Origin of the sequence: Halorientalis pallida (genome assembly GCF_004118325.1) — an archaeon.
Lineage (GTDB): Archaea > Halobacteriota > Halobacteria > Halobacteriales > Haloarculaceae > Halorientalis > Halorientalis pallida.
On record NZ_RDFA01000001.1, the window covers coordinates 549,783 to 575,767 of the forward strand.

Below are 25,985 nucleotides of genomic sequence, written 5' to 3' on the forward strand. Positions count from 1 at the left end.
CGAACCAGCGCGAACCCTTTTGAGGGTGGCTTCCGAGTACGAACTAGAATGGCAGGCGAAGACGCGTCACCGGTCGACACCGAGAGCGTCGAGGACCTGCTGGACCGGATGACGGACGCGTTCATGGGGCTGGACGACGAGTGGCGATTCACGTACCTGAACGAACAGGGGCGACAGATCATCTGTGAGGCCATGGACGAGGACCTGACGGTCGAGGAACTGCAGGGCCGAACGATGTGGGGAGCGATCCCGGAGCTGGAGGGGACGGTCTTCGAGGAGCACTACCGGGAGGCGATGGTGACGCAGTCGGCCGTGTCCTTCGAGGCCGAGTACGAACCGCTGGACGCGTGGTTCGAGGTCCACGCCTACCCCTCCGAATCGGGGCTCTCTGTGTACTTCCGGGACGTGACCGAGCGGCGACGACAGCGCAAGGAGTTGGAGAAACGCGAGACGGTACTCCGGGAGATGTACGAGGTCATCTCGGATCAGGACCGCTCGTTCGAGGACCGCGTCGAGGGATTACTGGCCATCGGGTGTCGCGAACTCGGCGTCGAGTACGGGACGCTCTCGCGGGTCCGGGACGACGAGTACGTGTTCGAGGTCGTGCTGGCCCCGGACGATAGCCTGGAGTCGGGGGACGTGGTCGATCTGGAAGAGACTCACTGCGAGCGAGTCGTGGTGAGCGAAGAGCGACTCGTCACGGGGGACGTGGCCAGTGACCACCCGGAGTTGACCGGCAGCGCGGGCTACAGGGAGTGGGGGATCAACTGCTACCTCGGAACGCCGGTCGTCGTCGACGGTGACGTGTACGGAACCTTCTGTTTCTACGACGCGGAGACGAGGAGGCGGTCGTTCTCGGAGTGGGAGGTCACGCTCGTCGACACCATGGGCCGGTGGATCGGATCGGCGCTGGAACGCAAGCTCGCGGCCGAACGACTGGGCCGACAGAACGAACGGCTCGAACAGTTCGCGACCATCGTCTCGCACGACCTGCGCAATCCACTCGGGGTCGCACAGAAACGACTCGACCTCGTCGTCCGGGACTGCGAGAGCGACCATCTGTCGGAGGTGGAACGCGCCCACGATCGGATGGAGACGTTGATCGACGACGTGCTCACGATGGCGCGAGCGGGCGAGACGGTCGAGGACATCAGCGACGTCGAGATGGTGGCGGTCGCCGAGGACGCGTGGGACAACGTCCGGACCGGCGACGCCTCGCTCGAAGTCGACGACGAACTCGTCGTTGTCTGTGACCGGAGCCGCCTCCAGCAGTTGCTGGAGAACCTGTTCCGGAACGCGGTCGAGCACGGGACCGACGAGGACGGCGACGACAGTGTGACGGTTCAGATCGCGGGCCGCCCCGACGGCTTCGTCGTCGCCGACGACGGCCCGGGCGTTCCCGAGACCGAGCGGGAGTCGGTGTTCGAGTTCGGTCACTCCGGGTCCGGCGGGAGCGGGGTCGGTCTGTCGATCGTCGAGCAGATCGCGACGGCCCACGGCTGGACCGTCAGCCTCACCGACGACTGGGACGGCGGTGCTCGGTTCGAGTTTCAGACGACTGCGGAGCGGTGACTGGTCGACGGCCGGTGCTGTCTCGCGGTGACGGAGACGGCGAGAGAGAAGTGTACCCGGTTACCGTTACTCCTCGGCGACCGTGGCGGCCGTCCTGGTCGTCGGCTGGTCGACCAGTCGACGTTCGAGGTCGTCGAGGTGGTTCACGACGGTGTGGACGTCGTCCCCGTCGGTGCAGGGGGCGACCTGTGCGAGTTCGCCGCCGCGGTACTCGGCCAGTCCCATCTTCGGCAGGACCATCGTGGTGTGGTCCTGCCCGGTGATGGACGAGGACTGCTCGTGGGTCTGGTAGAACGATTCCAGTGTGGTGTTGTTGGCCAGCGCCCACTGTTTGAACTCGGCGATCCGGTTGAGGATGAACTCGCCCTGGTCGGTTTCGGCGGCTTTCGTCGTCGGATCGATCTGACGGCCCCAGACTTTCACGTAGAAGTCGGCGATGTGGCCCTCGTCTTCGAGGCGCTGGAGCCGCTTGATTACCTGCTCCTGTCGTGTGCGCGCACCCGGTGGAGAGAGTGTCCGCACGTAAAGTTCGAGTCGTATTGGGTCGGTGTTCGATGACATGTGGGGTCCCCTCCCATCGAACAATCGTGAATCACGCTCCTAAAGCGTTCCTCTAATTGATATAATACCCCATGGGACGCCTACTAGCGATATAATGTCACGCGACCCCTGTGAAACAGTTACATTCCAAGTACTGTCGGGTTCGCATCTAAACGTGTCGGTATCGGAGCGGTGGAGCGGGTGTGGTTCCAGCGGGTGTGTCGCTGGCGGTAATCGCCGGAGTTCGGGAAGCACCGCTAAGTTTGATTACCCCAGGCAGTCAAGCAAAAACGGGAGATTACGATGGATATTGCTGATATCGCGACCAGCGATTATATAGAAGTCGACGCTACCGAGCGGCTGGCGAAGGTCCGCTCTATCTTCGAGCGCAAGAACCCCCGGGGAATCATCGTCACGAACGACGGGGCCTACGAGGGAGTGATCGGGCGGCGGCAGCTCCTCCAGTCCCACGTCCAGGACGACGCCAAGGCGGAGTCCCTGATGGTCTCGGCCCCGCAGGTGGAGCGGACGGACGACGTGCGCGAGGTGGCGCGCGTCCTCGTCGAGGGCGGCACGAAGATCGCCCCCGTGTTCGAGGCCGATCGGCTGTGGGGGATCGTCACGACCAACGCGATCCTCGAGGCGGTACTCGAGCACCTCGACGCGCTGACCGTCGCGGACATCTACACCGAGAACGTCGTCACGGTGGCCGAGGACACGCACATCGGGCAGGCGATCAACCTCCTGCGCGAACACGGGATCTCGCGGGTGCCCGTCCTCGACGAGGACGGCCTGCTCTCGGGGATGCTCACCACTCACGACATCGTCGACGTGGTCGTCCGGGACATGGACAAGACGACCCGCGGCGAGCGCGCCGGTGGGAACGACCGCATCCTCGACATCCCGGTGTACGACGTGATGTCCAGTCCGGTCGCCACCACCGAGACCGCCGAGTCGGTCCGGTCGGCCGTCAGCCGGATGCTCGACAACGACTACAACGGCCTGGTCGTCACCCCCGAGGGCGACGACAGCCAGGTCGTGGGCATCCTCACGAAGACCGACGTGCTCCGGGCGTTGACCTACACCGAAGAGGAGCACATGGACGTCCAGATCACCAACATCACGTTGCTGGACACCATCTCGCGGGAAGACGTGCGCGTAGACATCGAAGGCGTCGTCGACAAGTACAGCGACATGCAGGTTCGCCACGCCCACGTCCGCTTCCACGAACACAAGGAGAAACTGCGTGGTACGCCGCTGATCCAGTGTCAGATCCGACTGCGCACCACGGAGGGGCAGATCGCCGGCTCCGGTGAAGGCTACGGCGCGGAACAGTCGTTCAACGTCGCACTGGACAAGCTCGAACGCAACGTGCTGGAACTGAAAGACGTGCGCTCAGACGAGGAGTACCGCGGGCAGTTGCTCCGGAAACTCGGGGAACTCTGAGGGACCAGCCCGGGTCCCGCTCCGCCGTCGCGTTCGGTCGGCGTCCGTCGGGCTACTCTTTGCTCTCGAGCCACGCTTTCGCTTCGGGGATTTCGGATGCGAACATGGATGCGATGGAGAAATCGGTGTACGTCCGCGCGACCTTGTCGAGTTCGAACCGCGCCATGTCGTCTTCCGGATAAACGATGGCGATGTACTCGATTCCAGCCGCCACCAGCTGTGGTGCCCACTCTTCGCGGAGCCACTCGTCGTCGGCTGAGAACGAGTCGAGCGCGCGGCAGTCGCTGAAGACTTTCCTCGCACCGCGCGTCTCGATCAGCGAGAGCAGGTCGTTCACCCCGTCCCGAAACGCCTGCTCGGACGGTGTCGCGTGCCACTCGTGGACCACGGCCGCCAGTTCCGGGTCCCACGAGACGCTGTACACGTCCGAGTCTGCGTACGGCTCGCGGGCCATACTCTCCGTTGCACACTCGGGGTATTTGTAACCCCACCGCCGGTTTTCGCGTCCGATACTCGGACCGCCCGCGACACTCGGCGGCACCGAGTCCTGCACCGGTCACTTCGTCCGGAGCCAGTTGTGCGCTTCTTCGACGTCCTCGGTGAATACCCGGTCGAGGTCGGTGTGGGGACGCATGCGTGCGGACATGTCGACGGTCGTTCTGGCAGTCCGGTCTGTCGGGTAGACGACGGCGATGTACCCCAGACCGGCGTCGATGGCGCGGGGCTCCCAGTCCTCGACCGTCCACGTCTGGTCCGCCTCCGACATCGACCCCTGTTTCCGGCTGTCGGTGAGCAGTTTCGTCGCCCCACGATCGACGATGGCGTCCAGAGTCCGTTCCATACAGTCACGGTATGTCTCACCCCCCACGTCGTTCTGCCACTCGACGACGACGGCGTCCGCCCGGTCGTCCCAGCGTGCCGAACAGGCGCCATCGAGATAGAACAGCTCCTCGGTCATGCGACACTGTACTGACCGTAGTGTCTTGTATGTCATCCCTGACACGGACGAGAAAGTCGGGGCCACCGGACGTGGCCCACGTGCCCGAGGTCGATCGACGGCTGTTCGTGGACGGTCGGAACCCGGTTAGGCCGCTACACCACAACAGGGGCAGCGTGACTCGCCGGCCGCTTCGGCCCATACCAGCGTCCCCTCCTCACAGTTGCGACAGGGGGCGTAGCTCGCTGACGGGGCGTACGAGAGGTCGGTCCCGGTGGACGGGTTCTGCGGTTTGGACATTACGATTTACGCTTGTGGAACTATTAGACGTAGGTTTTTGGTATAAGGACACTAGCACAGTGTATTTCTACTGTAGCATGTTATTCTCTCGGCCATGTGTGGAAATTCGCCAGTATTCTTTGGACGGTGCACTGGGTGCGAGGGTCACGGATCGTGTCGTGTGGAACGACCGCATTCGTACCGGGATAGACGGTTATATACCGAAAATTACGACCGAAAATGGGAGCCGAGGGTATAATTGCCCGTGTGGCGGCCAGTCGAACGATGGGACCTCCCGAGAAGTTGGCTGGGATCGCGAGACGATTTCGCGGCGTCGTTCCGGACGCGGTGCGGGACAGCTACTGGCGAAAGTTCCTCCTCGGTCTCTGCGGTGTGACCCTCCTCACCGGGCTGGTCGGACTGTACACCTACGCCGCGGTCGGACAGGCGGTTACTGCCGACACGGACGACGAGTTGACGACGGTCGCGACCGCCAAGGCGACGGAGTTGAAACAGTGGCGCAAACAGCGAAAACTGCTCGCGGGGATGCTCTCGAACTCCCGGATTCTCGAGGCGGGCGACTCCGGCACGGTCGGCCCGTACCTGAACACGAGGAAGGCACACTTCCCGACGGACGTCCACGCGATCCACTACGTCGAGACGAATTCGAAGACGGTGCTCGCGAGTACCTCACCGGTCTTCGAATCACAGACGATCGACGGGAGCGCGACGCCCTGGGCGGACCGCAACCACTCGTTCACCAACAGTTCGTCGGTCCACGTCTCACGACCCTACCGCGGGACCGGCGGCACGCCGGTCGTCGCGTTCCTGAGCCCGGTTCCACGGACCGACCGGGTGGCCGTCCTCACCGTGTCGCTCAAGGCCGTCAGCGAGCGACTCGACACGTCGGTCACAGACGGCCGGACAGTCGTCGTGAACGAGCGCGGAACGGTCGCGTTCGATCAGTCGACGGCGAACACGCTGGCGACGTACGGTAACGGGTCGGGCGTGCCGGCCGCCGTCGAGGCGGGGCTCGCCGGGCGAGTCGACGTCCGGACGGGCGGGGTAAACGACACCGACCGCGACGTGCTCGTGGCACACGCACCGGTCAACGGAACAGGGTGGGCCCTGCTGGTCCGAACCCCGACGGAGAGCGCGTACACCCTCCGATCGCTCGTGTCCTCGCACCTGCTCGTCCTGCTGGTCGTCGTGTTCTGCGGGCTCGGACTGATCGGACTCACGCTGGGCCGGAACACCGCCCGTGAACTGTCCGACCTCGCGGACACAGCAGGAGCGATCGCCCGGGGCGAGACCGACGTCACCGTTCAGGAGACCGATCGACGCGACGAGGTCGGGGCGGTGATCGACTCGTTCCGGGCGACCCGCTCGTACCTCGTGACGGTCGCCGAACAGGCCGACGCGCTCGCTCACCAGAACTTCGAAGCACCCGTCCTCGACGAGCGAGTGCCGGGTGACCTGGGCGACTCGCTGGACACGATGGCCGGCGATCTGGAGACGCTGGTGACGGATCTCGAATCGGCCCGCGCGGAGGCAGAGAGCGCACGCGCCGATGCCGAACGACTCACCGCCCATCTCGAAGCCCAGGCCGACGAGTTCGCCGACGTCATGGCACGCGCCGCCGAGGGCGATTTCACCGAACGGCTCGACGCGGACGGTCACAGCGAGGCGATGAGCGAGATCGCCACGGCGTGTAATGCCATGCTCGACGAACTGGAGACGACCGTGGGCGAGATACAGGGGTTCGCGGCGACCGTCGGTGACGCGAGCGACCGAGTGGTCGACCGCGCCGACGACGTCGCAGCCGCGAGCGAACAGGTCGCGACCGCCATCGAGTCGATCGACCAGGGAGCCGGCGAGCAGGCGGACCGACTACAGTCGATCACCGACGAGATGAGCGAGCTCTCCGCGACCGTCCAGGAGGTCGCCGCCGCAGCCGACGACGCGGCGACGGTGACCGCCGACGCGGCCGAGGACGGCGAACGCGGCGCGAAACTGGCGTCCGAGGCCGTTCGGACGCTGGACGACATCGAGTCGACGGCCGACGAGACTGTCGCGGCCATCGCGGCGCTCGAGTCCGAGATGGACGAGATCGTCGAGATCGTTGACCTCATCGACGACGTGGCCGAGCAGACCAACGTGCTCGCGCTGAACGCGTCGATCGAAGCCGCACGGGCCGGGGAAGCCGGCGAGGGCTTCGCCGTCGTCGCCGACGAGGTCAAACAGCTCGCGACCCGGACGCGGGCGGCGACCGACGACATCGAAACCCGGGTCGCTCGACTCCAGACCCGAACCGACGCCACGGCGACGGACGTCCGGGAGATGCAATCGTCGCTCACCGAGGGGATCGAGACCGTCGAGTCGGCGCTGAAATCGCTCGAACGACTCGGCGACCGGGTCCAGCGGGCCAACGAGAGCGTCCAGTCGATCAGCGACGCGACGGACGAACAGGCCACTGCCAGTCAGGACGTGGTGTCGATGGTCGAAGCAGTCACCGAGATCGGCGAACGAACTGCGGCCGACGCGAACCAGGCGGCCGACGCGGTGGCCACGCAGAGCGACCAGATCGAACGCATCGCGTCGAGCGCCGACCGGCTCTCCGCCGACGCGGCGGATCTGCGGACGGAACTCGACCGCTTCGAGACCGATGCCGATCCGAGCCAACCGGCGAACGAGCCTCTCGACACTGTGTCGGCCAACACAGCGGAACGGTCCGCGGACGCGGACGACGACTGAAAAAGCGAGTCGGCGTTACTGGAAGCCGATGCGACCGCCGCCGCTCCGGCGCTGGGCCTGGCCACCGCCGCCCTTGAACTCCTCTTCCATCTGCTGGAAGTAGTCGCGGATGTCCTCGTCGACGGTGGGACGCACGCCCTCCATCGCCTGGCGGAAGTGCCGCATCTCGACGATCTCGGCGGCGTCGTCCTCGCGGAGCGCCTCGATGGCCGCCTCGCGGCAGATGCTCTCGAGGTCGGAACCGACGTAGCCCTCCGAGATCTCGGCGAGTTCCCGCAGGCTCACGTCCGCCGACAGCGGCGTGTCCTGCGTGTGGATCTTCAGGATCTGCTCGCGGCCTTCCACGTCGGGTTCGCCGATGTAGGTGAGCCGGTCGAACCGCCCCGACCGGATGAGCGCGGGGTCGATCATGTCCGGCCGGTTGGTCGCGCCGATCACCATCACGTCCTCCATCTCTTCGAGCCCGTCCAGCTCGGTCAGCAGCTGGTTGACGACGCGCTCGGAGACGTTCGAGCCCACGTCACCGCCCCGACCGGGAGCCAGCGAGTCCAGCTCGTCGAAGAAGATGATCGTCGGTGCGACCTGCCGGGCCTTCCGGAAGGTCTGCCGGATCGCCTTCTCCGATTCGCCGACCCACTTGCTGAGGAGCTGGGGGCCACGGACCGAGATGAAGTTGGCGTCGGTCTCGTTGGCTACCGCTTTGGCCATCAACGTCTTTCCGGTCCCGGGCGGGCCGTACAGCAACACGCCCGAGGGCGGCGTGACGCCCATGCGCTCGAACTTCTCCGGGGAGTTCATCGGCCACTCGACGGACTCCTGGACCTGCTCTTTGGCGTCGTTGAGCCCGCCGACGTGGTCCCAGTTGATCTTGGGGAGCTCGACGAGGACTTCCCGCATCGCGCTCGGGGAGACCTCGTTCAGTGCGCCCCGGAAGTCGTCGCGCTTGATGATCATCCGGTCGATCAGGCTCGGCGGGATGTCCTCCTCGTCGAGATCGATCTCCGGGAGGTACCGCCGCAGGGCCTTCATCGCGGATTCTTTGGTCAGGCTCTCGATGTCCGCGCCGACGAAGCCGTGGGTCTCCTCGGCGAGCTTCGAGAGGTTCACGTCGTCGGAGAGGGGCATCCCGCGAGTGTGGATCTGGAGGATCTCCTCGCGACCAACCTCGTCGGGGACGCCGATCTCGATCTCGCGGTCGAACCGACCCGGCCGACGCAGGGCGGGGTCGACCGAATCGACGCGGTTCGTCGCGGCGATGACGATGACCTGGCCCCGGGATTCGAGGCCGTCCATCATCGTCAGCAGCTGGGCGACGACCCGGCGCTCGACCTCGCCGGTCACGTCCTCACGCTTGGGCGCGATGGAGTCGAGTTCGTCGATGAAGATGATCGAGGGGGCTTCCTCGCTGGCGTCCTCGAAGATCTCCCTGAGCTGTTGTTCGGACTCGCCGTAGTACTTCGAGATGATCTCCGGCCCGGCGATGGAGAAGAAACTCGCGGAGGTTTCGTTGGCCACCGCTTTGGCGAGCAGGGTCTTCCCGGTCCCGGGTGGTCCGTGGAGCAGGACGCCCTGCGGGGGCTCGATCCCCAGTTTCTTGAAGATCTGGGGGTGCTTCATCGGGAGTTCGACCATCTCCCGGACCCGCTGGATCTCGTTTTGCAGGCCGCCGATGTCCTCGTAAGTGATGCCGCCGCCAGTTTTCTCGAAGCCGCTGATGGGCTCTTCGCGGAGTTCCACGTCGGTGTCTTCTGTGATGAGAACGACCCCCTCGGGGTCGGTCTCGACGGCGATCAGGGGGATCGCCTGGCCCGGCGAGCGCATGAACGGGTGGTTCGTGCTGCTCATGACGGGCACGATGTCGCGCTCGACGACCGGCCGCTTGAGGATCTGCCGTTTGACCATGCCGGCTGCGTCGGAGCCGAACTGCACGGAGGCCTCCTCGGGCGGTGCGAGCACGAGTTCGTCTGCTTTCTGTGCCTCAGCTTTGCGGATGGTGACGCGTTCGCCGATGCCGACGTCGGCGTTCTGACGCGTGAACCCGTCGATGCGGACGGTGTCCGTGTTCCAGTCCTGCCGGTCCGCGCGCCACACCTTCGCTGCGGTAGTGTCGCTGCCTTCGATCTCGATGATGTCGCCCGGCGAGAGCTTGAGATGCAACAACGTATCGGGATCGAGGCGGGCGATTCCACGACCCGAGTCGTTCGGGTACGCCTTCGCCACCTCTAGTTGAACTTCATTCATACTCTGTGGGGATGTAGCACACTCGGGTACCCCGAGAGATATGCTTTTTGCTACCGGTGGTCCACTCTCCGACTCATTGCCGATCGGTTACCGGTCGTTCTCCACTTCGGGGATCACGTTCGCGACCCGGTTCAGGTCCCCGACGGTCACGTCGCCGTGTCTGAGGACCGACGGCTCCCCGGAGAGGTCGAGGATCGTACTCGACTCGGTGCTCCCCCGCGGACCCCCTTCGATCAGGTAGTCGACGTGGTCGCCGACCTGCTCGCGCGCGAACGCCAGGTCGACCAGGCGGTCGTCGGCCTCGCCCGCCCTGTTCGCGGAGGTCATCGCGACCGGGCGGTCGAGGTGACTCACCAGGTCCCGCCAGGTGGGGTTCGAGAGACAGCCGAGGGCGACGGTGCCGTCTTTCCGGACGCGATCGTGGGGCACCGCGTCGGTCGCCCGCGAGACGAGATCGAGCGGCCCGGGCCAAGACGCCTCGACGAACTGCTCGACCAGCTCCGGGTCGGCGTGCGTGCCGTACGTCCGCCACTCGTCGGGGTCGCGCACGAACAGGGTCAGCGGTTTCTCGGGCGGCCGGTCGGTCATCTCGTAGACGCGTTCGATTGGCTCGTCCTGCCAGGGATCGACGGTGAGCGCGAGGTTCGTGTCCGATGGAGCGACGACGACCCCGCCGTCGGCGATGCAGTCGGCGGCCCGCCGCAGGTTCCCGCTCGTCGGCTCCAGCACCGGCGCGTCCATACCGTCGTGTCGTCGATCCGGAAGGAGAGAGCTACCAGTTCAGGCAGTCCGGCGAGCGGCGAGCCCAGCGACGAGCACGAGCACGCCACCACCGGCGGCGACAGCCGCGGCCCCGAACACGCCACGGACGCCGAACAACGGCACCAGCGTGCCGAAGAGGACTGGTGAGAGGAACTGCCCGACGTAGCCCGCCGAGGCGAGGTACGAACTGAACTGGCCCTGCCGGTCGACCGGCGCGAGCGCCTCGATCCAGGCGAAGGCCGAGGGGAAGACCAGCCCCAGACCCAGGCCGAACCCGACGACGGGCGGGACGGCCGCGAGCGGCGAATCGGCGGCCGTCGCAGTCGCGAACGCACCGAGCCACAGGGCGAAGGCCGCGACCACGAGGACGTGCCGGCCCACTCGCTGGACGAGCCGGTCGTACAGCGCGGCCGAGACCCCGCCGGCCGCGCCGTTGGCCGCCAGGTACAGGCTGATCGACAGCGAGGAGGTCGTCCCGATCCTCGCGAGCAACTGCGGGTAGAACACGACGATGCTGTACAGGAGCGCGTTCGCCCCGAAGTAGAGCAGGTACACCCCGAGTAGTGCGGGCCGTCGCCGGACGACCGCGAGGACGCCCGCCACCCCACCTGCGGCGTCGTTTCGGTCCGGTTCGTCGTCTGCCGGGGTCCCGCCGTCGCGCCCGGCCCCCCCATCGGCCGCGGCGGGTCGGGCTGATTCGGGGATCAATGCCACCGCGAGCAGGCCCAGCGGGAGCGCGATCAGGTAGACGCCGAAGGGGAGTTGCCAGGAGACGGTGCCGAGCGCACCGCCGACCAGCGGCCAGACGGCCGCGCCGGCGCTGTTGGCTCCGCTGCGCAAGCCCAGCGCCCGGTCCATCCGCTGGCCCTCGAATCGCTGGTAGATCAGCACGGTGATCCCGGTGTAGACGAAGGCCACGCCGACGCCCAGCACCGCCCGAGAGAGCAGGAGGGGGCCGAAGGCGTCGATCACCAGCCCCGCGCTCCCGCCAGCGGCGTACAGCAGGAGGCCGGCGACGAACGGCCGCCGCGGACCCACCCGGTCGACGAGCGCGCCCGCGATGGGGCTCACGAGGACGATCAACGCGCCGTGGGTCGTGATGATGAGCCCGGCCGCCGACTCGGAGACACCCAGTCCGTCCTGAATGGCCGGGACGACGGGGCCGAGAATCGCGCCGGCCATCACGGTCAGCGTGGCCGCGGCGACGACGACCCACAGTGTCGCTCGTGTGCCCAACGAGTCCGTCATCGGCCGGAGTTGGTACGCCCGGGTCTACCGGGTTACGGTTCCGTCCCGGGAAGCCAGTCGGTCCGGCCGAACAGGTAGCCGATCAGGAGGCCGAACGCGAGCGTGATGACTGGGAGCAGGAGTTCCGGGCCGCCCGGCTGGGAGGGCACGAACAGCACGGGATCGACGGGTGCCATACCGCCCAGTCCCGGCGGTCTGGTTGTCAATCTCTTTCGCCGGGTGGCTCCCCGTTCGCGTCGGCAACGTTACGGCGAGGCCTCCTCACGGCTCTCGGCGAGCGAGTCGTCGGGTTCGGACTCGGGGTCGGCGTCGGACGCGTCGCGACCTCCGTGCGCGTTCGGGTTTCGATCCCGCAACCAGCTTCGTTTCACCCCGCGGGCGAGCAACAGGAGCATCAGCAGGACGTATCCGAGCAACACGGCCGGTAGCGTGGCGTCGGACCGGTCGAGCGAGGGGACCACCAGCGTCGGGTCGGTCGGGATCGGTGGCGACATGACAGTCGAGCATCCGGTTCTGGGAGGGGTAAGATTGACCCCCGATATTGACGGGTACCTACCAGGGGTGGGATACCGGGGCCTGCCCGAGCCAATCAGCGACTGCGGGACCGAATCGTTTTCCGGGACCGCGACAGTTGCACGGGTATGCGAACACTCGCGTTCGACGGCCGGATGGGGGCCAGCGGCGACATGCTGCTGGGGGCACTGCTCGCGGCCGGTGCCGACCGCGACGCCCTCGCGCCCGTCGAGACGGCCCCGACCCTCGACGTGACCTACGCGCTCCGGACCGTCGAGAAGACCGGCATCAGCGCGACCGCGGTCGACGTGCTGTTGACCGACGAGGAGAGCGGCGCTGATCAGGACCAGCACGGTCACGACCAAGACCACCACGACCACACCGGCGACGGCACGCACGACCACTCGCCGGATGCGGAACACGGCCACGGTGGAGACGGTGACGGGAACGACGAACACGCTCACACCCGCGAGGGTGAACACACCCACGCCGAGGGCCACGGGCCACACCGCACGTACGCGGAGGTCGTCGAGATCGTCGACGGACTGGACCTGCCCGCCCGCGTCGCGGCCGACGCGCGGTCGATCTTCGAGATCCTCGGCGAGGCCGAGGCTGCCGTCCACGGCACGGACCTCGCGGACACGCACTTCCACGAGGTCGGGGCCGACGACGCCATCGCGGACGTGGTCGGCGCCTGCCTGTTGCTGGACGACCTCGGCGTGGACCGGGTCGTGACGACGCCGCTGTCGACCGGCGGCGGCGAGGTGGCGATGAGCCACGGGACCTACCCCGTCCCGACCCCCGCCGTCGTCGAGATCGCCGAGCGGGCCGACTGGGCGCTCCGTGGCGGCCCGGTCGACGTCGAACTCCTCACGCCGACCGGCGCGAGCATCCTCGCACACGTCGCCGAGGGCGTCGACCGCCTCCCCTCGCTCCGCGTCGACGCCTCGGGTTACGGGGCCGGCGGCTACGACTTCGCCGACCACCCCAACGTCCTCCGGGCGGTCGTCGGTGACGGTGGCGGCGGCCTCCAGCGCGACGAGATCACCGTGCTGGAGACCAACCTCGACGACGCACCCCCGGAAGTGCTGGGCGGCCTGCAGGACCGCCTCGCCGACGCCGGCGCACGGGACGTGTCCATCGTCCCGCTGACGATGAAGAAATCCCGGCCGGGCCACCTGGTGAAAGTGATCGTCAAGCCCGAGGACGCGGATCGGGTCGCCCGGCGACTGGCCGAGGAGACCGGGACCCTGGGCGTTCGGGAACACGGCGCGGGTCACCGCTGGGTCGCCTCGCGGGACGTGACGACGACGACGGTGACGGTGGACGGCGAGACCTACGACGTGGCGGTGAAAGTCGCGAGCGACGCCGAGGGAACGACCTACGACGTGAGCGCCGAGTACGACGATGCACTGGCCGTCGCCCAGGAGACCGACCTGCCAGTCCGGGACGTGATGCGGCGCGCGGAGGACACCGTTCGCGACGAGGGCGGCGAAGAGAACTAACCGTCGCCGTCTCCGCCGTCGTCGCCGCGGTGTTCGGCCAGTGCTTCCGTGACGGTCAGTTCTCCCACGGCCACCCGGCGGGCCAGGGCCTCGTCGATGGCCCGGTTGGTCTCTGACTGCTCGCGGGACCGTTCTTTGATCCGCTCGAGTTCGCCGGCGGTGGGTTCGACGTCGCGTGACTCGACTTCCTCGCCCTCGATGCGAGCGATGTTGACCGCCGCGAGTACGTCGCCCATCCCGCGCGCGCCGGTGCCCAGATACGGCGTCGTCCCCGTCTCGTCGACGAGTTCGACCGGCACGTCCGGCAGGTCGTCGATGATCCGCGCGCCGGTCAGCCGCGCGCCGTCGCCGATGCGGATCAGCGGATCGACGGCGTCCTCACACTCGTCGGCCACCACGTCGCCGGTCTGTGCGGCCGGGACGTGAAAGGCGGCGACCACCGAGTCGCCGACCGTGACCGCGACGCCGGGCCGGTCGCCGGGGTCGATCCCGATCACGGTGCGGCCGTCACCGCCGCGGAGGACGGCCAGCACGTCCTCGACGGCCCGTCGCGGGTCGTCGGGATCGGCGGCGACGACGGGCACGGACACGTCGAGGTCGCCGTCGGGACCGGTGACGACGACCGACGCGCGGTCGGGCAGGTCCTCGTCGGGTTCGACGGTAGTGAAATGGACGCCGCGGTCGCGGAGCTCGTTGACCACGCCGTGGTACACCTCGAAATCCGCGGTGGCGACGACGATCACAGCCCGATTTGGCACGCGGGCGTCTTAGTCCCATCCAACCGCAACCGCTTTGGGGCGAGGTCCGAATCCCCGCCCATGGACGTGGAGTTCGAGGCCGGGCCGCCCGACGCCCTGCGCCGCCGCGTGACGATCCTGACCGGGATTCCGGCCCTGCTGGCGACGGTCGTCGGAACGCTCGGTCCGTTCGTCGTCGACGTGCCGGGACTCACGAACCTCATCTTCGTCGGCGGCGTCTGGTTGCTCGGGAGCTGGTTGCTGGGCCACCGCGATAGCTACCGGCTCTCCGAGAGCGGCGTTCGGCGCAGCGGCCGGCTCCGAACCCGCACCTACGACTGGAGCGACTTCGAGGGGTACGAGGCCAGCGACGAGGCGATGACGCTCTACCGGTCCGGCCCCTGGCCCGCAGTCCGGTTCTCGCTGACCGACACCGAGGAACCCGACCGCGTGCGTGAGGCCGTCTCCCAGCACCTGTCAGCCGCGTAGCGCACGGCTTCCCCAAAGGATTTGTCCGTGTCAATCGAACGAACGGATATGCACGAGACGGTTCGTCAGCCCGCCCTCCAGTCTCCGGACCGGCCGGACACGGTCTTCGCCCTCGTCGCCGGGCTGTACGTCGCCCTCCTGGTCTCGCCCGCCGTCGTGTTCACGGCGACGGTCGCAATACCGCTCGGCGCGGGTGGGCTATACATCGGCCTGCTCGCGACGGTGACCGCACTCACAGCCGCGGTCACGGTCGCCGTCGGCCGGATGCCCGGCATCGCCGAACGACTCGGTGCGTCACGGTTCGTCAGGGGACTCGGCGTCGTCGCGGGCCTCTGTACGATCGGGTACGGCGTCGCCGCGGCCGGTGTCGACGCGTCGGGCACCGACGGCGCTTTGATCGCGGGAATCGGCCTGTCGGTGGTCGGGATCGTCACGGGGCTGGCCCTCGTCGCGATGTCTCGGACGCGATACGCGACGGCCGTCGTCGACGGCGACGCGGTCCGGGCGACCTGGAAGGCCGGCTGGCCTCAGCCGCTCCGGACTCGAGTCCAGGTCGGCGGCTTGATCTGTTACGTCGGCGGGATGGCGTTGCTCTGGGGTGGCGAGTTCGTCGGTCTCGGCCGACTCTCGTGGCTCGGTGGGCCGGCGTTCGTCGTGGGCGGTGCGTTCTTGGGCCTGGGCCAGCCTCGTTCCTATCGGCTCGACCCGGTCGGGGTCGAGCGGAGCAACTACATTCACCGGCGGCTCTACGAGTGGGACGCCTTCGAGTCGTTTTCGGTGACCGAAGACGCGATCGTGCTCCGGCGAGCGGGATGGTGGCAGCCCGACTTCCGCTGCTGGCGCGACGAGATCGATGACGAGGACGAACTGCTCGACGCGCTGGCGGAGTCCCTGCCACGGGCCTGAGCGACGAGTGGGAGTGTTTTTGGGCGGTGCCGCACAAGCCTCAGTCGTGAGCGAGCCGATCCCGACTGGCTGTGGGGCCGTCGACGAGTTGCTGGGCGGCGGCTTCGAGCGCGGCGTCGTCACGCAGTTGTACGGGCCGCCAGCCGCCGGCAAGACCAACCTGGCGCTCTCGGCGGCCGTCGAGACCGCGGCCCGCGGTGAGTCGGCCCTCTTCATCGACACCGAGGGCATCTCCGTCGACCGGCTCGAACAACTGGCCAGCGCCCGCACGTCGGACGTAGACGACCTGGCCTCCCGAATCATCGTCTCGGACGTACTCGACTTCGATCAGCAGGGCGAGGCCGTCCGGGACGCCGAGGAGTTCGCCGACCAGGTGGAGTTGATCGTCCTCGACTCGGCGACCGGCTTCTACCGCATCCGCCGCACCGAGGACGAGGAGGCCGGCGACGCCCTCCGGACCGTCGCCAGGCAGGTGACACACCTGCTCTCGTTGGCCCGCAAACACGACCTGGCGGTCGTCATCACAAATCAGGTGTTCACCGATCCGGACAGCGACCGCGCGCGACCGCTGGGCGGACACACCCTGACCCACTGGTCGGGCGTCGTCCTCCGGCTGGAGCGGTTCCGTGGCGGGAACCGCCGGGCGACGCTGGAGAAACACCAGGCCAAACCCGCGGGCGACTCGGTGCAGTTCACGATCACCGGTGAGGGACTGCAGTCGGTCGAGGACGTGCCGTAGCGGTTGCGCGTCGCGCACGAGGCGGTTCACCGGACGCGAGGCGAAGCCGAGCGTCCGGCTTTTTTCACGCACGTTTTTTCGCGGGGGTTGAGCGCTCGTCAGAGGCGAGCGCGATGCCCCCGTTAAAAAAGGTGCTAGTAAATGAGGGCGTCGTCGTTCTCGACCATGTACAGCGTGCGGGCGGCGATGTTGACGGCGTGGTCGCCGACGCGTTCGAGATCCCGGATGGTCAACAGGAGCCGCGAGACTTCGGTCATGAACGTCTCGATGTCGTCTTCGTCGATGCCCTCGCGCTCGTCGAGTTCGGTCTCGATGAGGTCGCGGACGACGGTCTCCGAGGCGGCCTCGCAGTGGGCGTCGATGTCGTCGTCGCGCTCGGCGATCTCGAAGCAGTCCTCGGGCTCCTGTGCGGCGTAGGCGGCCATCGCGTCCTCGACCATGTCCAGGGTCTCGTCGCCGATGGACTGGATGTCCACGTCGGGGAACACGTCGCGTTCGGCCTCCAGCGCGTACTCCCCGAGGTTCGTGGCGAGGTCGCCGATCCGTTCGAGGTCGGTGATGATCTTGAACGAGGCGGCGATGAAGCGCAGGTCGCCCGCGACGGGCTGTTGGAGGGCAAAGAGGTCGATACAGTCCTGTTCCAGATCCAGATAGAGTTCGTTGATCTCGTGGTCGCCCTCGATGACCTCGCGAGCGAGGTCCGCGTCTTTCCGTTCCAGTGCGTCCAGTCCCATCCGGAACCGTTCGAGGACGACTTCGCTCATGTAGAGCACGTCGTCTTCGAGGTCCGCCAACTGCTGTTGATAATCTTCACGCGGCATATTGGCCCCGTGACTGCCTGCACAAAAGTGCCTTTCGTTCGTCTATATACTCTCAATAGTCGACAATAGGACAGGTCGGTACGGCGGATTGCCGGAAACACCGGTCGTAGTCGGAGAGCAGCATCCGCGCGAGTGGAGCGAGCGCGGTTCACCGGACGCGAGGCCTGCGGCCGAGCGTCCGGGACGTATTTAGTAGATCAGCGCGTCGTCGTTCTCGGCCATGTACAGCGTGCGCGCGGCGATGTTGACGGCGTGGTCGCCGATGCGTTCGATGTCACGGATCGTCAGGAGGACACGTGTGACTTCGGTGAGCAGCAGTTCCAGTTCATCCGCGTCGGGGTCGCGGTCGACGAGGTAGCGGATCACCTGCTGGGCGACCCGCTCACAGCGGCCATCGAGGTCGTCGTCGCGGTCGGCGATCGCACTACAGCGTGTGGGGTCGCCGTCCTCGTAGGCGGCCAGCGCGTCGTCGAGCATGCCGACGGCGGTCGTCGCGAGATCGGTGAGCCCCAAGTCGGGAAATACCTCGTCTTCGGCGCCGACGACGTACGCGGCGAGGTTCGCGGCGAGGTCGGCGATCCGTTCGAGGTCGGTGAGGATCTTGAACGAGGCGGCGACGAAACGAAGGTCACCCGCGACGGGCTGCTGGAGGGCAAAGAGGTCGATACAGTCCTGTTCGAGGTCGAGATACCGCTCGTTGATCTCGGAGTCGGCGTCGGCGATGCGGGCGGCCACGGACACGTCGTGACTGTCGAGGGCAGTGATGGATTTCCGGAGGCGGGTCGAGACGACCTCACCGAGCCGGACCACCTCGTCCCGGAGCGCGTCGAGTTCGCGCTGGAACTCGTCGCGGGCCATCCGTCACCCGAACTTGCCGGTGATGTAGTCCTCGACGCGCTGGCTCTCGGGATTCTCGAAGATCTTGTCCGTGTCGTCGTACTCGACGAGTTCACCGCCAGTGAGGAAGACCGCGGTCTGATCGGAGATCCGGGCCGCCTGCTGCATGTTGTGCGTGACGATGACGACGGTGTAGTCCTTGGCCAGTTCGGTGACCAGGTCCTCGATCTTCGAGGTGGCGATGGGGTCGAGCGCCGAGGCCGGCTCGTCCATGAGGATGACCTCGGGGTCGACGGCGAGACAGCGAGCGATACAGAGACGCTGCTGTTGTCCACCGGAGAGGCCAAGCGCGTTGTCGTCGAGGCGGTCCTGCACTTCGTCCCAGAGCGCGGCCTGGCGCAGCGACCGTTCGACGAGTTCGGCCTCTTTTTCAGAGTCGTCGTTGCCGAACAACCGCGCCAGCAGCCCCTTGTTGATCTCGCCGTGTTTGCGCGGTCCGTAGGAGATGTTGTCCCGGATGGACTTGGGGAAGGGGTTGGGCGACTGGAACACCATGCCGATGCGCTTGCGGAGTTCCACGAGGTTCGTGTTGGGATCGTAGATCTCCATCCCGTCGAGTTCGACCGAGCCATCGATGCGAGCGGCCTTGATCCGGTCGTTCATGCGGTTGAGACACCGGAGATAGGTGGACTTCCCACAGCCCGAGGGACCGATGAGTGCGGTGACACTCTTCTCGGGAATCTCCATCGAGACGTCTTTGAGTGCGTGATCGTCGCCGTACCAGACGTCCAGGTTCTCGACGGTGAGTTTCGAGGGGCCGTCGAACCGGTAGTCGGTCCACTCGTCGCGGACCTGCTCTTCGCTCTCGCCGGCCGTCGTGGTGGTCGAGGTTTCGACTCCTGCGGTCGCGCCGAGTCCGCTGTCGGTACCCGAGTCGGTGCTAACGTTCGTGTCCGTCTCCGTATCCGTGTCGCCGATCTGATTATTCATAGTTGATCTTCCTCCTGAAGTAGGTCCGAGCAGTGATCCCGACGGCGTAGAACGACAGGACGACCACGAGTAACATAAACGCGGTGGCCCAGCCTTTCGAGGCGGAGCCACTGACCCCCGCGGTGATGATCGCCCACACCTGCGTCGGGAGTGCGGCCGAACTAGTGAGCAGCGCGTCGTTCGTGACGAACGGTGGCGACGTGGTGAACGCGAAGCCACCGAGCACGTCGATGGCGTTCGTCGCATTGATCTCCGATCCGAGGACGAGGATGAGGGGCGCGGTCTCGCCCGCGATACGGCCGACACCGAGGATGACGCCCGTCACGACACCCGGCATCGCCGCCGGAATGACGACGCTCCGGATCGTCTTCCACTTGTCGACACCCAGTGCTGCGCTGGCGTCCCGGTACTCGTCCGGGACCGACTTGATCGCCTCCCGGCTGGTGATGACCACGAGCGGGAGCAACATGAACGAGAGCGTCAGTTGCGCGGCCAGCAGCGACAGGTTGTCACCGAGCCGGGGGATCAGGAACGCCGCGCCGAACAGCCCGAACACGATGCTGGGTGTGCTCCAGAGCGCGTTCGTCGCGGTTTCGACCACTTCGGTGAACCGGCCCTGCTCCGCGTACTCTGTGAGGAACACCGCCGCCCCGAGACCGAGCGGGACCGCGAACAGCGATGCTCCGATGACGATCCAGATGGTCCCGACGATGGCCGGGTAGATACCACCCGGAGCCTCGCCGAGCGGGATCGCCCCCTGGAGCACCGCCGGCCACGAGAGCGATCCCTGAATTCCGATCTCGATCGGTCCGAGCACGAACGGTACCTCGCTCGTCGCGGCGACGTGGAGGCCGATCAGCGTCAGGTACCCGGCGGCAGCCGCGAGTCCGAGCGTTACCTGGTCACCCAGGATTCGGTGTCTGAGCGTGTCGTCCGTGGCACGTCTCGCCCTCGAAGCCAGCCCGGCGGCACAGGTCGACGCGAGTGCCGCGATCACGGCGACGACACCGACGGGTGCGACGGGACCGAGCCGCGGATTCGAGACTGCCGTCCACTCGAACACCACCACTGCGGTCAGCAGGGCGACACCACCGAGGAGCCCGACGTTGAGCAACTGCGAATTCCGGTGTGCGCGGTCGGCGAGACTCCCCTCGCCGGTCACGAGGGGGCCCAGGGGCGCGAGTGCGAGAGCGGCCACCGCGACCGCCCCCAGCGTGGCGACCCCGATGCCGATGGGCAGGCCGTCGAGCACCGGCCCGATCCCGATGTAGACCAGGCTCAACAGACCCAACAGTCCGATGGCTGCCGGGAGTCCCTGTCGGACGGACGAGAGTTGCTCGTATTCGGTCCCGACGTCCCGGAGACTGCCGTACCGTCGAAGGAAGTACGTGAACAGCAGTGCCCCGGAGACGATCACCAGCAGGTTCCCGACCTGCAACGACGGTGTCACACTGACGGCCGTATCGAGCATGACCGTACTTCGGTCGACCAGAATCGCGTACTGGTAGGGCACCTCGAACGTCGTTCCGGTGACGAAGATCCCGAGCAGGAGTGTCGCGAGGGAACCGACGGCCGCGAGCGGAATTACACGGAAAAACTGGCGTGCGGCAGTGTGCCACTCGTCGGTCCCTGCCGGTGCCCGTGCGTATTGGATGGTCAGCACGAGCGGCGGTGTGAGGACCACGAGCAACGAAAGTGCGCCGATGGTGAATCCGTGGAACGCCCAGCTGACGCCTTTCACCGTGACGTAGGTCACGATTGCGACCATCACCGCGACCATCAGGAACGCGTTGAGGTTGATGACGAAGAAGGCCCCGTACTGTCGACCCCTGGCCCCGAAGTCGGCGCGGCATTTCGCCGCCGACCAACTGGTCAGCAGCGAGCCGAACAACACGAACAACGGAATGATCGACCCGCCAGTGAAACCCCCACTGAGGTTCTCGGGAGCCCACTGCCAGCCGACACCGATGGCGGCCGTCGCGATAGTCGCACCGAAGACGCCGAGAATCAGCGCTGGTGGCAGCGTGGATCCCAGATCCTCGCGCGGTCCGATCGTCAGCGCGCCGAAGCCGACTCCGAGCGCGACGGCGCCCAACAGCCACAACGGAACGCCAACGACGGCCGAGGGGACGCCGGGAAGGGAACCGACGATGACCGCGCCGGTGATCGCCCCGATGACACCGAACGCCAGCCCCGCGAGCAACCCCGCGGTTCGGCTCGGGTCCGTGTCGACGAGTTCGAGCCGCGAGGCCACGCCCCCGGCGGCCAGGAGGCCGGCCTCGACGAGCAGGATTAGCCCGAGCATCGTCGCCAGCGAAACCGGGAGGGCGACGGCCGCGACGGTCAACCCGACGAGGCCCACGAGCAGGCCGAAGGCGACACCCCGGACCCGCTGGGACGTGACCGGCACCACGTTCGCGTAAGAGAACACGGCGACGATACCGACTCCACCTGCGGTGGCCGCGAGGAGGAGGCCAAAGAAGTTGATCAGTTCCGTGCCGGTGGCCCCGAGCGGAACGGCATCGGCGAACGTGAGCATCCCGACGACGAACGTGACGATACTGAGCGCGATGCCCACGTCCATCGCCCGGTCGTAGACGTTCGACTCGACGCTGACGAGCTCGTTTTCGCGTGCGTACCCTTCGCTCATTGTTGACCCTGCATTTGTTCGCTGATGCGTCGTTCGATGTACTGTGAGACGACGCTCATTCCCGCGACGATGACGAACAGTAACACACCAGCGACGAACAACACGTCGACCGTGCTGGCCGATGCACTCCCGTAGTTGTGCGCGATGGCGCTCGTCAGCGTCGAACTCGCGTCGAACATGTCGAACAGCGGGACCGTCGGCTGGACGACGGCACCCAGAATCGCCGCGACGGCCATCGTCTCACCGATGGCCCGACCCAGGCCGAGAATGATCGCCGCCGAGATGCCCGAGGAGGCCGCCGGCACCGAGATGCTCTTCATCGTCTGCCAGCGAGTCGCGCCCATGGCAGCGGCGCCGTCGCTCATCGAATTCGGGACGCTCGCCAGTGCGTCTTCCGCAACGGAGACGACGGTCGGCAATGCCATGACCCCGACGACGAGGCCGGCGATCAGATAGCTTGCCCCGTCGTCGAGGAACGATTTCTGGATGAATCCGTTCAGGACGATGAAACCGATGAACCCGAAGACGATGGACGGAATCCCGGCCAGAATCTCGATCCCCGGTTTGATGATCTCCCGGAGCCGGTCACTGGCGACTTCCGAGATGAACAGCGCACCCATGACGCCCAGCGGCCCCGCGATGAGACCCGCGATGGTCGTCACGATGATCGTCGCCCAGATCAGTGGGACCAGCGAGTACACGCCCGCCCGGGGGTTCCAGATCGAATCAGCAGCGGGCAGAAGGAAGTCGAGCCAGAGGAACCACTGTGGCTCACCGTTCACGATCGGGATCGTCAGGAGATCGAGCCCGTGTGCCGCGAACGCCGGTGCCGCACTCAGGAACAGGTAGACGGTGATGAACGTCACCGTCAACACCGTCAGTACGGTCGCGACGAGTGTCAGCAGTCGGGCCATCTCGGCCTGATGGGTCGTCCACCCGTACGCGCTCGCGGCGACGAACGCGGCGAGTACCGGAAGCGCGAACCCTGGTGCGACCAGGACACAGAGGATAGTCCCCACCAGAAGGAGGACCGACAGGCCAACCGTACGGAGCGCTCCTTCTGTCGGGTCCTCTCCGAGTATCGCTTCCTGTACGTCCGCCGTGACTGCGCTGAGCATTCAGTGTACCACCGTATGTCTTGCTGTATTCGCTAACTGTTTTCTAACTCTATCGATTCGGCCCAACGCCGCTTCAAAAAACGACGAGACTACGTCAGGACTGCGACGGGAGCTTGTTCTTCTGTTCCTTCTGCCGGCGGGCTCCGAGCTTGAAGTAGTTGTTCGGGCCGACGAAGGTGTCCTGCCCGAAGTCGTGCAGGACCATGTTGATGACTGCGGCCTCCTGCTTGGAAGTGCCGTCCCACGTGTAACAGTGCAGGTCACGCGAGAGTGGGTATTCCGTCGAGTCCAGCCCGTTCTGATCGTCCTGATAGGAGTAGGTCGTGCCTTCCCACTCCAGCGAGATGGGCGAGAGCCCGTCGGTGTCGATGAACGCGAGCGCCAGGTAGCTGATCGCGTTGTCGGCCTGTGCGACGGCCGAAGCGAGCTGCTGGTTCTGACCGTACCGGTTGGCGACCGTGGTGTCGGCCTCGGGGTCGTCGAAGACGTTGCTCACGAAGGAAGTACGGGTTCCCGACCCCTTGACGCGGCCGAGCACCTGGATTTCGCGGTTCGGCCCACCGAGTTCGCTCCAGTTGGTGAGTCGACCCTTGTACATGTCCTTGAGCTGCTGACCGGTGATGCCGGAGACGCCTGCGTCGGCGATCTCCTGGGAGACGACGAGCGGCTGGCCGTCGACGCCGACCACGTGGTCGATGAACTTCTCGTAGGAGTCGCGGTCGGGGAGCTCGTCCTCGACGTTCCCCGAGGAGTTCCCGATATCGTACTGGCCGTTCTTGACCTTCTCGACGCCCGTCCCGGAGTGGGAGAGACCGACGGTGAAGGGGAACGGTGGCTGGCCCTCCGAGGCAGGCTCGAAGCCGTACAGACCGGCCCAGTAATCGGACAGGTTCTTGTCCGTGCTGATGTTGTAATCGGCGTACGGCCAGTACTCCGTGTCGTCGGCCGGGCGGTTGCCCTGCCAGTACGACGCCGCGGTGTTCATGATCGGGTAGACGGTCGAGGACCCACCGGAGGTCAGCGTCCCCGGGCCGTCGCTCCCGCTGCCGTCGCCACCGCCGATACAACCGGCGAGTGCTGTCCCTGCGATCCCAGTTCCCGCTGCGGCCACGAACTTCCGGCGCGAAAGGCCAGAGTCTGATTCGTGCGTCATCAACAAATACGGATAGACAGATGAATAAATACCCTACTATTACCTTTACCCCTGAATCTATTATCTATATAGATATACGTATTGCTATGCGCCTACCGACCGCTACTCACCGGGTAGAACTGCTCTATCCGCGCGTTCGGTGCCGGCGACTACCGGGGCGGGTAGCGGCATCGGTCAAACGTGACACGCGAAACTGGGGGTTCCGGTGTCGAGAGACGTTCCAGATCGGCCGACAAAGTACTCACAGCGTATATAGGGATTATTCGGAGTACCATATATAGACATAGATTGATTTATTGGGGAGAAGTCGGAAAGGTCGGTATGGAGACGCGCAAGGTGCAGGTCACGGGCGGGTCGACGTACACCGTGTCGCTCCCGAAAGACTGGGCGACCGAGAACGACGTGAGCGCGGGCAGTGTGGTCGAGTTCCACGCCGAGGACGACTCCCTCCTCCTCTCGCCGAAGCAAGGCGAAGAGCGCACGGAGGGGACCCTCGACGTGAGCGGGCTGGAGGGCGACCAGCTCACGCGCGCCGTCATGACGATGTACGTCAGCGGCTTCGACATCATCACGCTGGAGACGCCTCGGGTCAGTGCCCAGCAGCGTCGGACCGTCCGCCAGGCCACGCAGGGACTGGTCGGGCTGGAAGTGATCGAGGAGACCAGCGAGCGGGTCGTGTTGCAGGACCTGCTCGACTCCTCGGAGCTGTCGGTGCACAACGCCATCACGCGGATGCGGTTGGTTGCACTCACAATGCTGTCGGACGCGGTCGATGCCCTGGTGGAGAACGACGACGACCTCGCACACGACGTACGCGAGCGCGACGACGACGTGGACCGGCTCTGGTACATGATCTCGCGGGTCTTCCGCTCGGTCCTGCGCGATCCGACGGCGGCGTCCCAGATCGGCCTCCCGCGGGAGACCTGTTTCGACTACCAGTCCAGCGCTCGCCAGTTGGAGCGGATCGCGGACCACGCCTCGAAGATCGCCCGACTGACCCTGGAGGTCGGGGACGTGCCCGAGGACATCGGCGACGGGCTGCACGAACTCCGCGAGGAGGCGCTGGCGGTGCCCGAGACGGCGATGGACGCCCTGCTGGAGGACGACTCCGACGAGGCCACCCGGCTGGCCACGGAGGCCCGCTCGCGCATCCGCCCCATCGACGACAGCGCCCGGGAGATCGACGACCTCATCCACCAGATGGACTCACAGACCGCCCAGGTCCTGGGGCTGGTCGTCGACTCGCTCTCGCGGACCGCCGACTACGGGGGCAACATCGCCGAGAGTGCGCTGCAGAAGGCAGCACCGCGGCCCTGAAAAGGAGAAGGCTTACTCGACGAGAACGCCGTTGACCTGGCCGTCTTGGCCGGGGCGGGAGGTGACGCGAACGCGGCCCTCGCTCGTTTCGAGGATCGCACCTTTGGTGATGATGTTCCGTCGTGCGTAGTTGGGGTTGGCGTCGTTGGCCTCGACGTTCTCGATCTCGGCGGCGACGACTTCGTCGTCGGTGGCGACGCTCGCGGTGTCGGCCTCGATGGCACGGATCTTCTTGGTGTTGCCGCGCTTGTCGACGAACTTCAGCTTCGCGTCACCGACCTGTGTCTCGGTCGGCTCGTCGCCGAGTTCGTGCTTTTTCTTCTTGTGGTTCGGTCGCAGTCGGCCGCCGGTGCGCTTGCGCGTCGAACGTCCCTGATCTTTCATACCCGAGGATTCGCAGGCGACCACTTGAACCTCTCGACTCGCCCACG

General features: G+C 66.3%; 24 protein-coding genes. 8 read left to right on the top strand and 16 right to left on the bottom strand.

What is annotated here, in order from left to right; genetic code table 11:
* The first annotated feature begins 48 nt into the window (after positions 1-48).
* Positions 49-1,572 (top strand): sensor histidine kinase, encoded by a 1,524-nt coding sequence (locus EAF64_RS03005; RefSeq protein ID WP_193767551.1) that lies wholly within the window; start codon positions 49-51, stop codon positions 1,570-1,572.
* Between the two features lie 66 nt (positions 1,573-1,638).
* Here EAF64_RS03005 and EAF64_RS03010 read toward each other — a convergent pair whose 3' ends face one another.
* Positions 1,639-2,133, bottom strand: coding sequence for an HTH domain-containing protein (locus EAF64_RS03010; protein WP_129067478.1), 495 nt, complete (start codon positions 2,131-2,133; stop codon positions 1,639-1,641).
* 282 nt (positions 2,134-2,415) lie between these two features.
* Here EAF64_RS03010 and EAF64_RS03015 point away from each other — a divergent pair, with 282 nt between their 5' ends.
* On the top strand, positions 2,416-3,558 hold the full coding sequence (locus EAF64_RS03015) for a CBS domain-containing protein (RefSeq protein ID WP_129067479.1): 1,143 nt from the start codon (positions 2,416-2,418) through the stop codon (positions 3,556-3,558).
* A 52-nt stretch (positions 3,559-3,610) separates the two neighbouring features.
* Here EAF64_RS03015 and EAF64_RS03020 read toward each other — a convergent pair whose 3' ends face one another.
* Complete coding sequence (locus tag EAF64_RS03020) at positions 3,611-4,012, bottom strand: hypothetical protein (protein ID WP_129067480.1); 402 nt, start codon at positions 4,010-4,012, stop codon at positions 3,611-3,613.
* 102 nt (positions 4,013-4,114) lie between these two features.
* Positions 4,115-4,516: an STAS/SEC14 domain-containing protein gene (locus EAF64_RS03025; protein ID WP_129067481.1), complete on the bottom strand. Its 402-nt coding sequence runs from the start codon at positions 4,514-4,516 to the stop codon at positions 4,115-4,117.
* A gap of 543 nt (positions 4,517-5,059) precedes the next feature.
* Between EAF64_RS03025 and EAF64_RS03030 the strand changes: the two genes are divergently transcribed.
* On the top strand, positions 5,060-7,528 hold the full coding sequence (locus EAF64_RS03030) for a methyl-accepting chemotaxis protein (RefSeq protein WP_193767552.1): 2,469 nt from the start codon (positions 5,060-5,062) through the stop codon (positions 7,526-7,528).
* A gap of 15 nt (positions 7,529-7,543) precedes the next feature.
* Here EAF64_RS03030 and EAF64_RS03035 read toward each other — a convergent pair whose 3' ends face one another.
* The 5 genes from EAF64_RS03035 to EAF64_RS03050 form a co-directional block, all read right to left on the bottom strand.
* Positions 7,544-9,769, bottom strand: coding sequence for a CDC48 family AAA ATPase (locus tag EAF64_RS03035; protein ID WP_129067483.1), 2,226 nt, complete (start codon positions 9,767-9,769; stop codon positions 7,544-7,546).
* A gap of 87 nt (positions 9,770-9,856) precedes the next feature.
* Positions 9,857-10,510 carry an L-threonylcarbamoyladenylate synthase gene (locus EAF64_RS03040; RefSeq protein WP_129067484.1) on the bottom strand — a complete coding sequence of 218 codons (654 nt, stop codon included), beginning with the start codon at positions 10,508-10,510 and terminating at the stop codon, positions 9,857-9,859.
* Between the two features lie 39 nt (positions 10,511-10,549).
* Complete coding sequence (locus EAF64_RS03045; protein WP_129067485.1) at positions 10,550-11,779, bottom strand: MFS transporter; 1,230 nt, start codon at positions 11,777-11,779, stop codon at positions 10,550-10,552.
* Positions 11,780-11,811: 32 nt separating this feature from the next.
* Positions 11,812-11,955, bottom strand: coding sequence for a hypothetical protein (locus EAF64_RS20760; RefSeq protein ID WP_193767553.1), 144 nt, complete (start codon positions 11,953-11,955; stop codon positions 11,812-11,814).
* 69 nt (positions 11,956-12,024) lie between these two features.
* A complete protein-coding gene (locus EAF64_RS03050; protein WP_129067486.1) occupies positions 12,025-12,273 on the bottom strand; it encodes a hypothetical protein in 249 nt (82 codons plus the stop codon).
* 147 nt (positions 12,274-12,420) lie between these two features.
* On the opposite strand from EAF64_RS03050, the gene larC reads away from it, so the two are divergent.
* Positions 12,421-13,797 (top strand): nickel pincer cofactor biosynthesis protein LarC, encoded by a 1,377-nt coding sequence (gene larC, locus EAF64_RS03055; RefSeq protein ID WP_129067487.1) that lies wholly within the window; start codon positions 12,421-12,423, stop codon positions 13,795-13,797.
* Here the strand turns inward: larC and EAF64_RS03060 are convergent.
* Complete coding sequence (locus tag EAF64_RS03060; protein WP_129067488.1) at positions 13,794-14,540, bottom strand: hypothetical protein; 747 nt, start codon at positions 14,538-14,540, stop codon at positions 13,794-13,796. The two genes, larC and EAF64_RS03060, sit on opposite strands and share 4 nt — an antisense overlap.
* A gap of 75 nt (positions 14,541-14,615) precedes the next feature.
* On the opposite strand from EAF64_RS03060, the gene EAF64_RS03065 reads away from it, so the two are divergent.
* From EAF64_RS03065 to radB, 3 genes are read left to right on the top strand one after another with little or no spacing between them, the layout of a single operon-like run.
* Positions 14,616-15,023, top strand: a complete 408-nt coding sequence (locus tag EAF64_RS03065; protein ID WP_129067489.1) for a hypothetical protein — start codon at positions 14,616-14,618, stop codon at positions 15,021-15,023.
* Between the two features lie 48 nt (positions 15,024-15,071).
* On the top strand, positions 15,072-15,929 hold the full coding sequence (locus EAF64_RS03070; protein WP_129067490.1) for a hypothetical protein: 858 nt from the start codon (positions 15,072-15,074) through the stop codon (positions 15,927-15,929).
* Complete coding sequence (gene radB, locus EAF64_RS03075; protein WP_129067491.1) at positions 15,877-16,668, top strand: DNA repair and recombination protein RadB; 792 nt, start codon at positions 15,877-15,879, stop codon at positions 16,666-16,668. The genes EAF64_RS03070 and radB overlap by 53 nt, the downstream gene beginning before the upstream one ends.
* Positions 16,669-16,802: 134 nt before the next feature.
* On the opposite strand, the gene phoU (EAF64_RS03080) is transcribed toward radB, so the two are convergent.
* From phoU (EAF64_RS03080) to EAF64_RS03105, 6 genes are all read right to left on the bottom strand, one after another.
* Positions 16,803-17,489, bottom strand: a complete 687-nt coding sequence (gene phoU / locus EAF64_RS03080) for a phosphate signaling complex protein PhoU (RefSeq protein ID WP_129067492.1) — start codon at positions 17,487-17,489, stop codon at positions 16,803-16,805.
* A 189-nt stretch (positions 17,490-17,678) separates the two neighbouring features.
* Positions 17,679-18,347, bottom strand: coding sequence for a phosphate signaling complex protein PhoU (phoU, locus tag EAF64_RS03085; RefSeq protein ID WP_129067493.1), 669 nt, complete (start codon positions 18,345-18,347; stop codon positions 17,679-17,681).
* A gap of 3 nt (positions 18,348-18,350) precedes the next feature.
* Positions 18,351-19,316, bottom strand: coding sequence for a phosphate ABC transporter ATP-binding protein PstB (pstB, locus tag EAF64_RS03090; RefSeq protein ID WP_129067494.1), 966 nt, complete (start codon positions 19,314-19,316; stop codon positions 18,351-18,353).
* Positions 19,309-21,966 (bottom strand): phosphate ABC transporter permease PstA, encoded by a 2,658-nt coding sequence (gene pstA / locus EAF64_RS03095; protein WP_129067495.1) that lies wholly within the window; start codon positions 21,964-21,966, stop codon positions 19,309-19,311. The genes pstB and pstA overlap by 8 nt, the downstream gene beginning before the upstream one ends.
* The gene (pstC, locus tag EAF64_RS03100; RefSeq protein WP_129067496.1) at positions 21,963-23,084 is read right to left on the bottom strand and encodes a phosphate ABC transporter permease subunit PstC; all 1,122 of its coding nucleotides are present in this window, start codon (positions 23,082-23,084) and stop codon (positions 21,963-21,965) included. The genes pstA and pstC overlap by 4 nt, the downstream gene beginning before the upstream one ends.
* Positions 23,085-23,178: 94 nt before the next feature.
* Complete coding sequence (locus tag EAF64_RS03105; RefSeq protein WP_129067497.1) at positions 23,179-24,237, bottom strand: substrate-binding domain-containing protein; 1,059 nt, start codon at positions 24,235-24,237, stop codon at positions 23,179-23,181.
* Between the two features lie 321 nt (positions 24,238-24,558).
* On the opposite strand from EAF64_RS03105, the gene EAF64_RS03110 reads away from it, so the two are divergent.
* Complete coding sequence (locus EAF64_RS03110) at positions 24,559-25,554, top strand: phosphate uptake regulator PhoU (protein WP_129067498.1); 996 nt, start codon at positions 24,559-24,561, stop codon at positions 25,552-25,554.
* 12 nt (positions 25,555-25,566) lie between these two features.
* Here EAF64_RS03110 and EAF64_RS03115 read toward each other — a convergent pair whose 3' ends face one another.
* Positions 25,567-25,938, bottom strand: a complete 372-nt coding sequence (locus EAF64_RS03115) for a 30S ribosomal protein S8e (protein WP_129067499.1) — start codon at positions 25,936-25,938, stop codon at positions 25,567-25,569.
* Between the last annotated feature and the right edge of the window lie 47 nt (positions 25,939-25,985).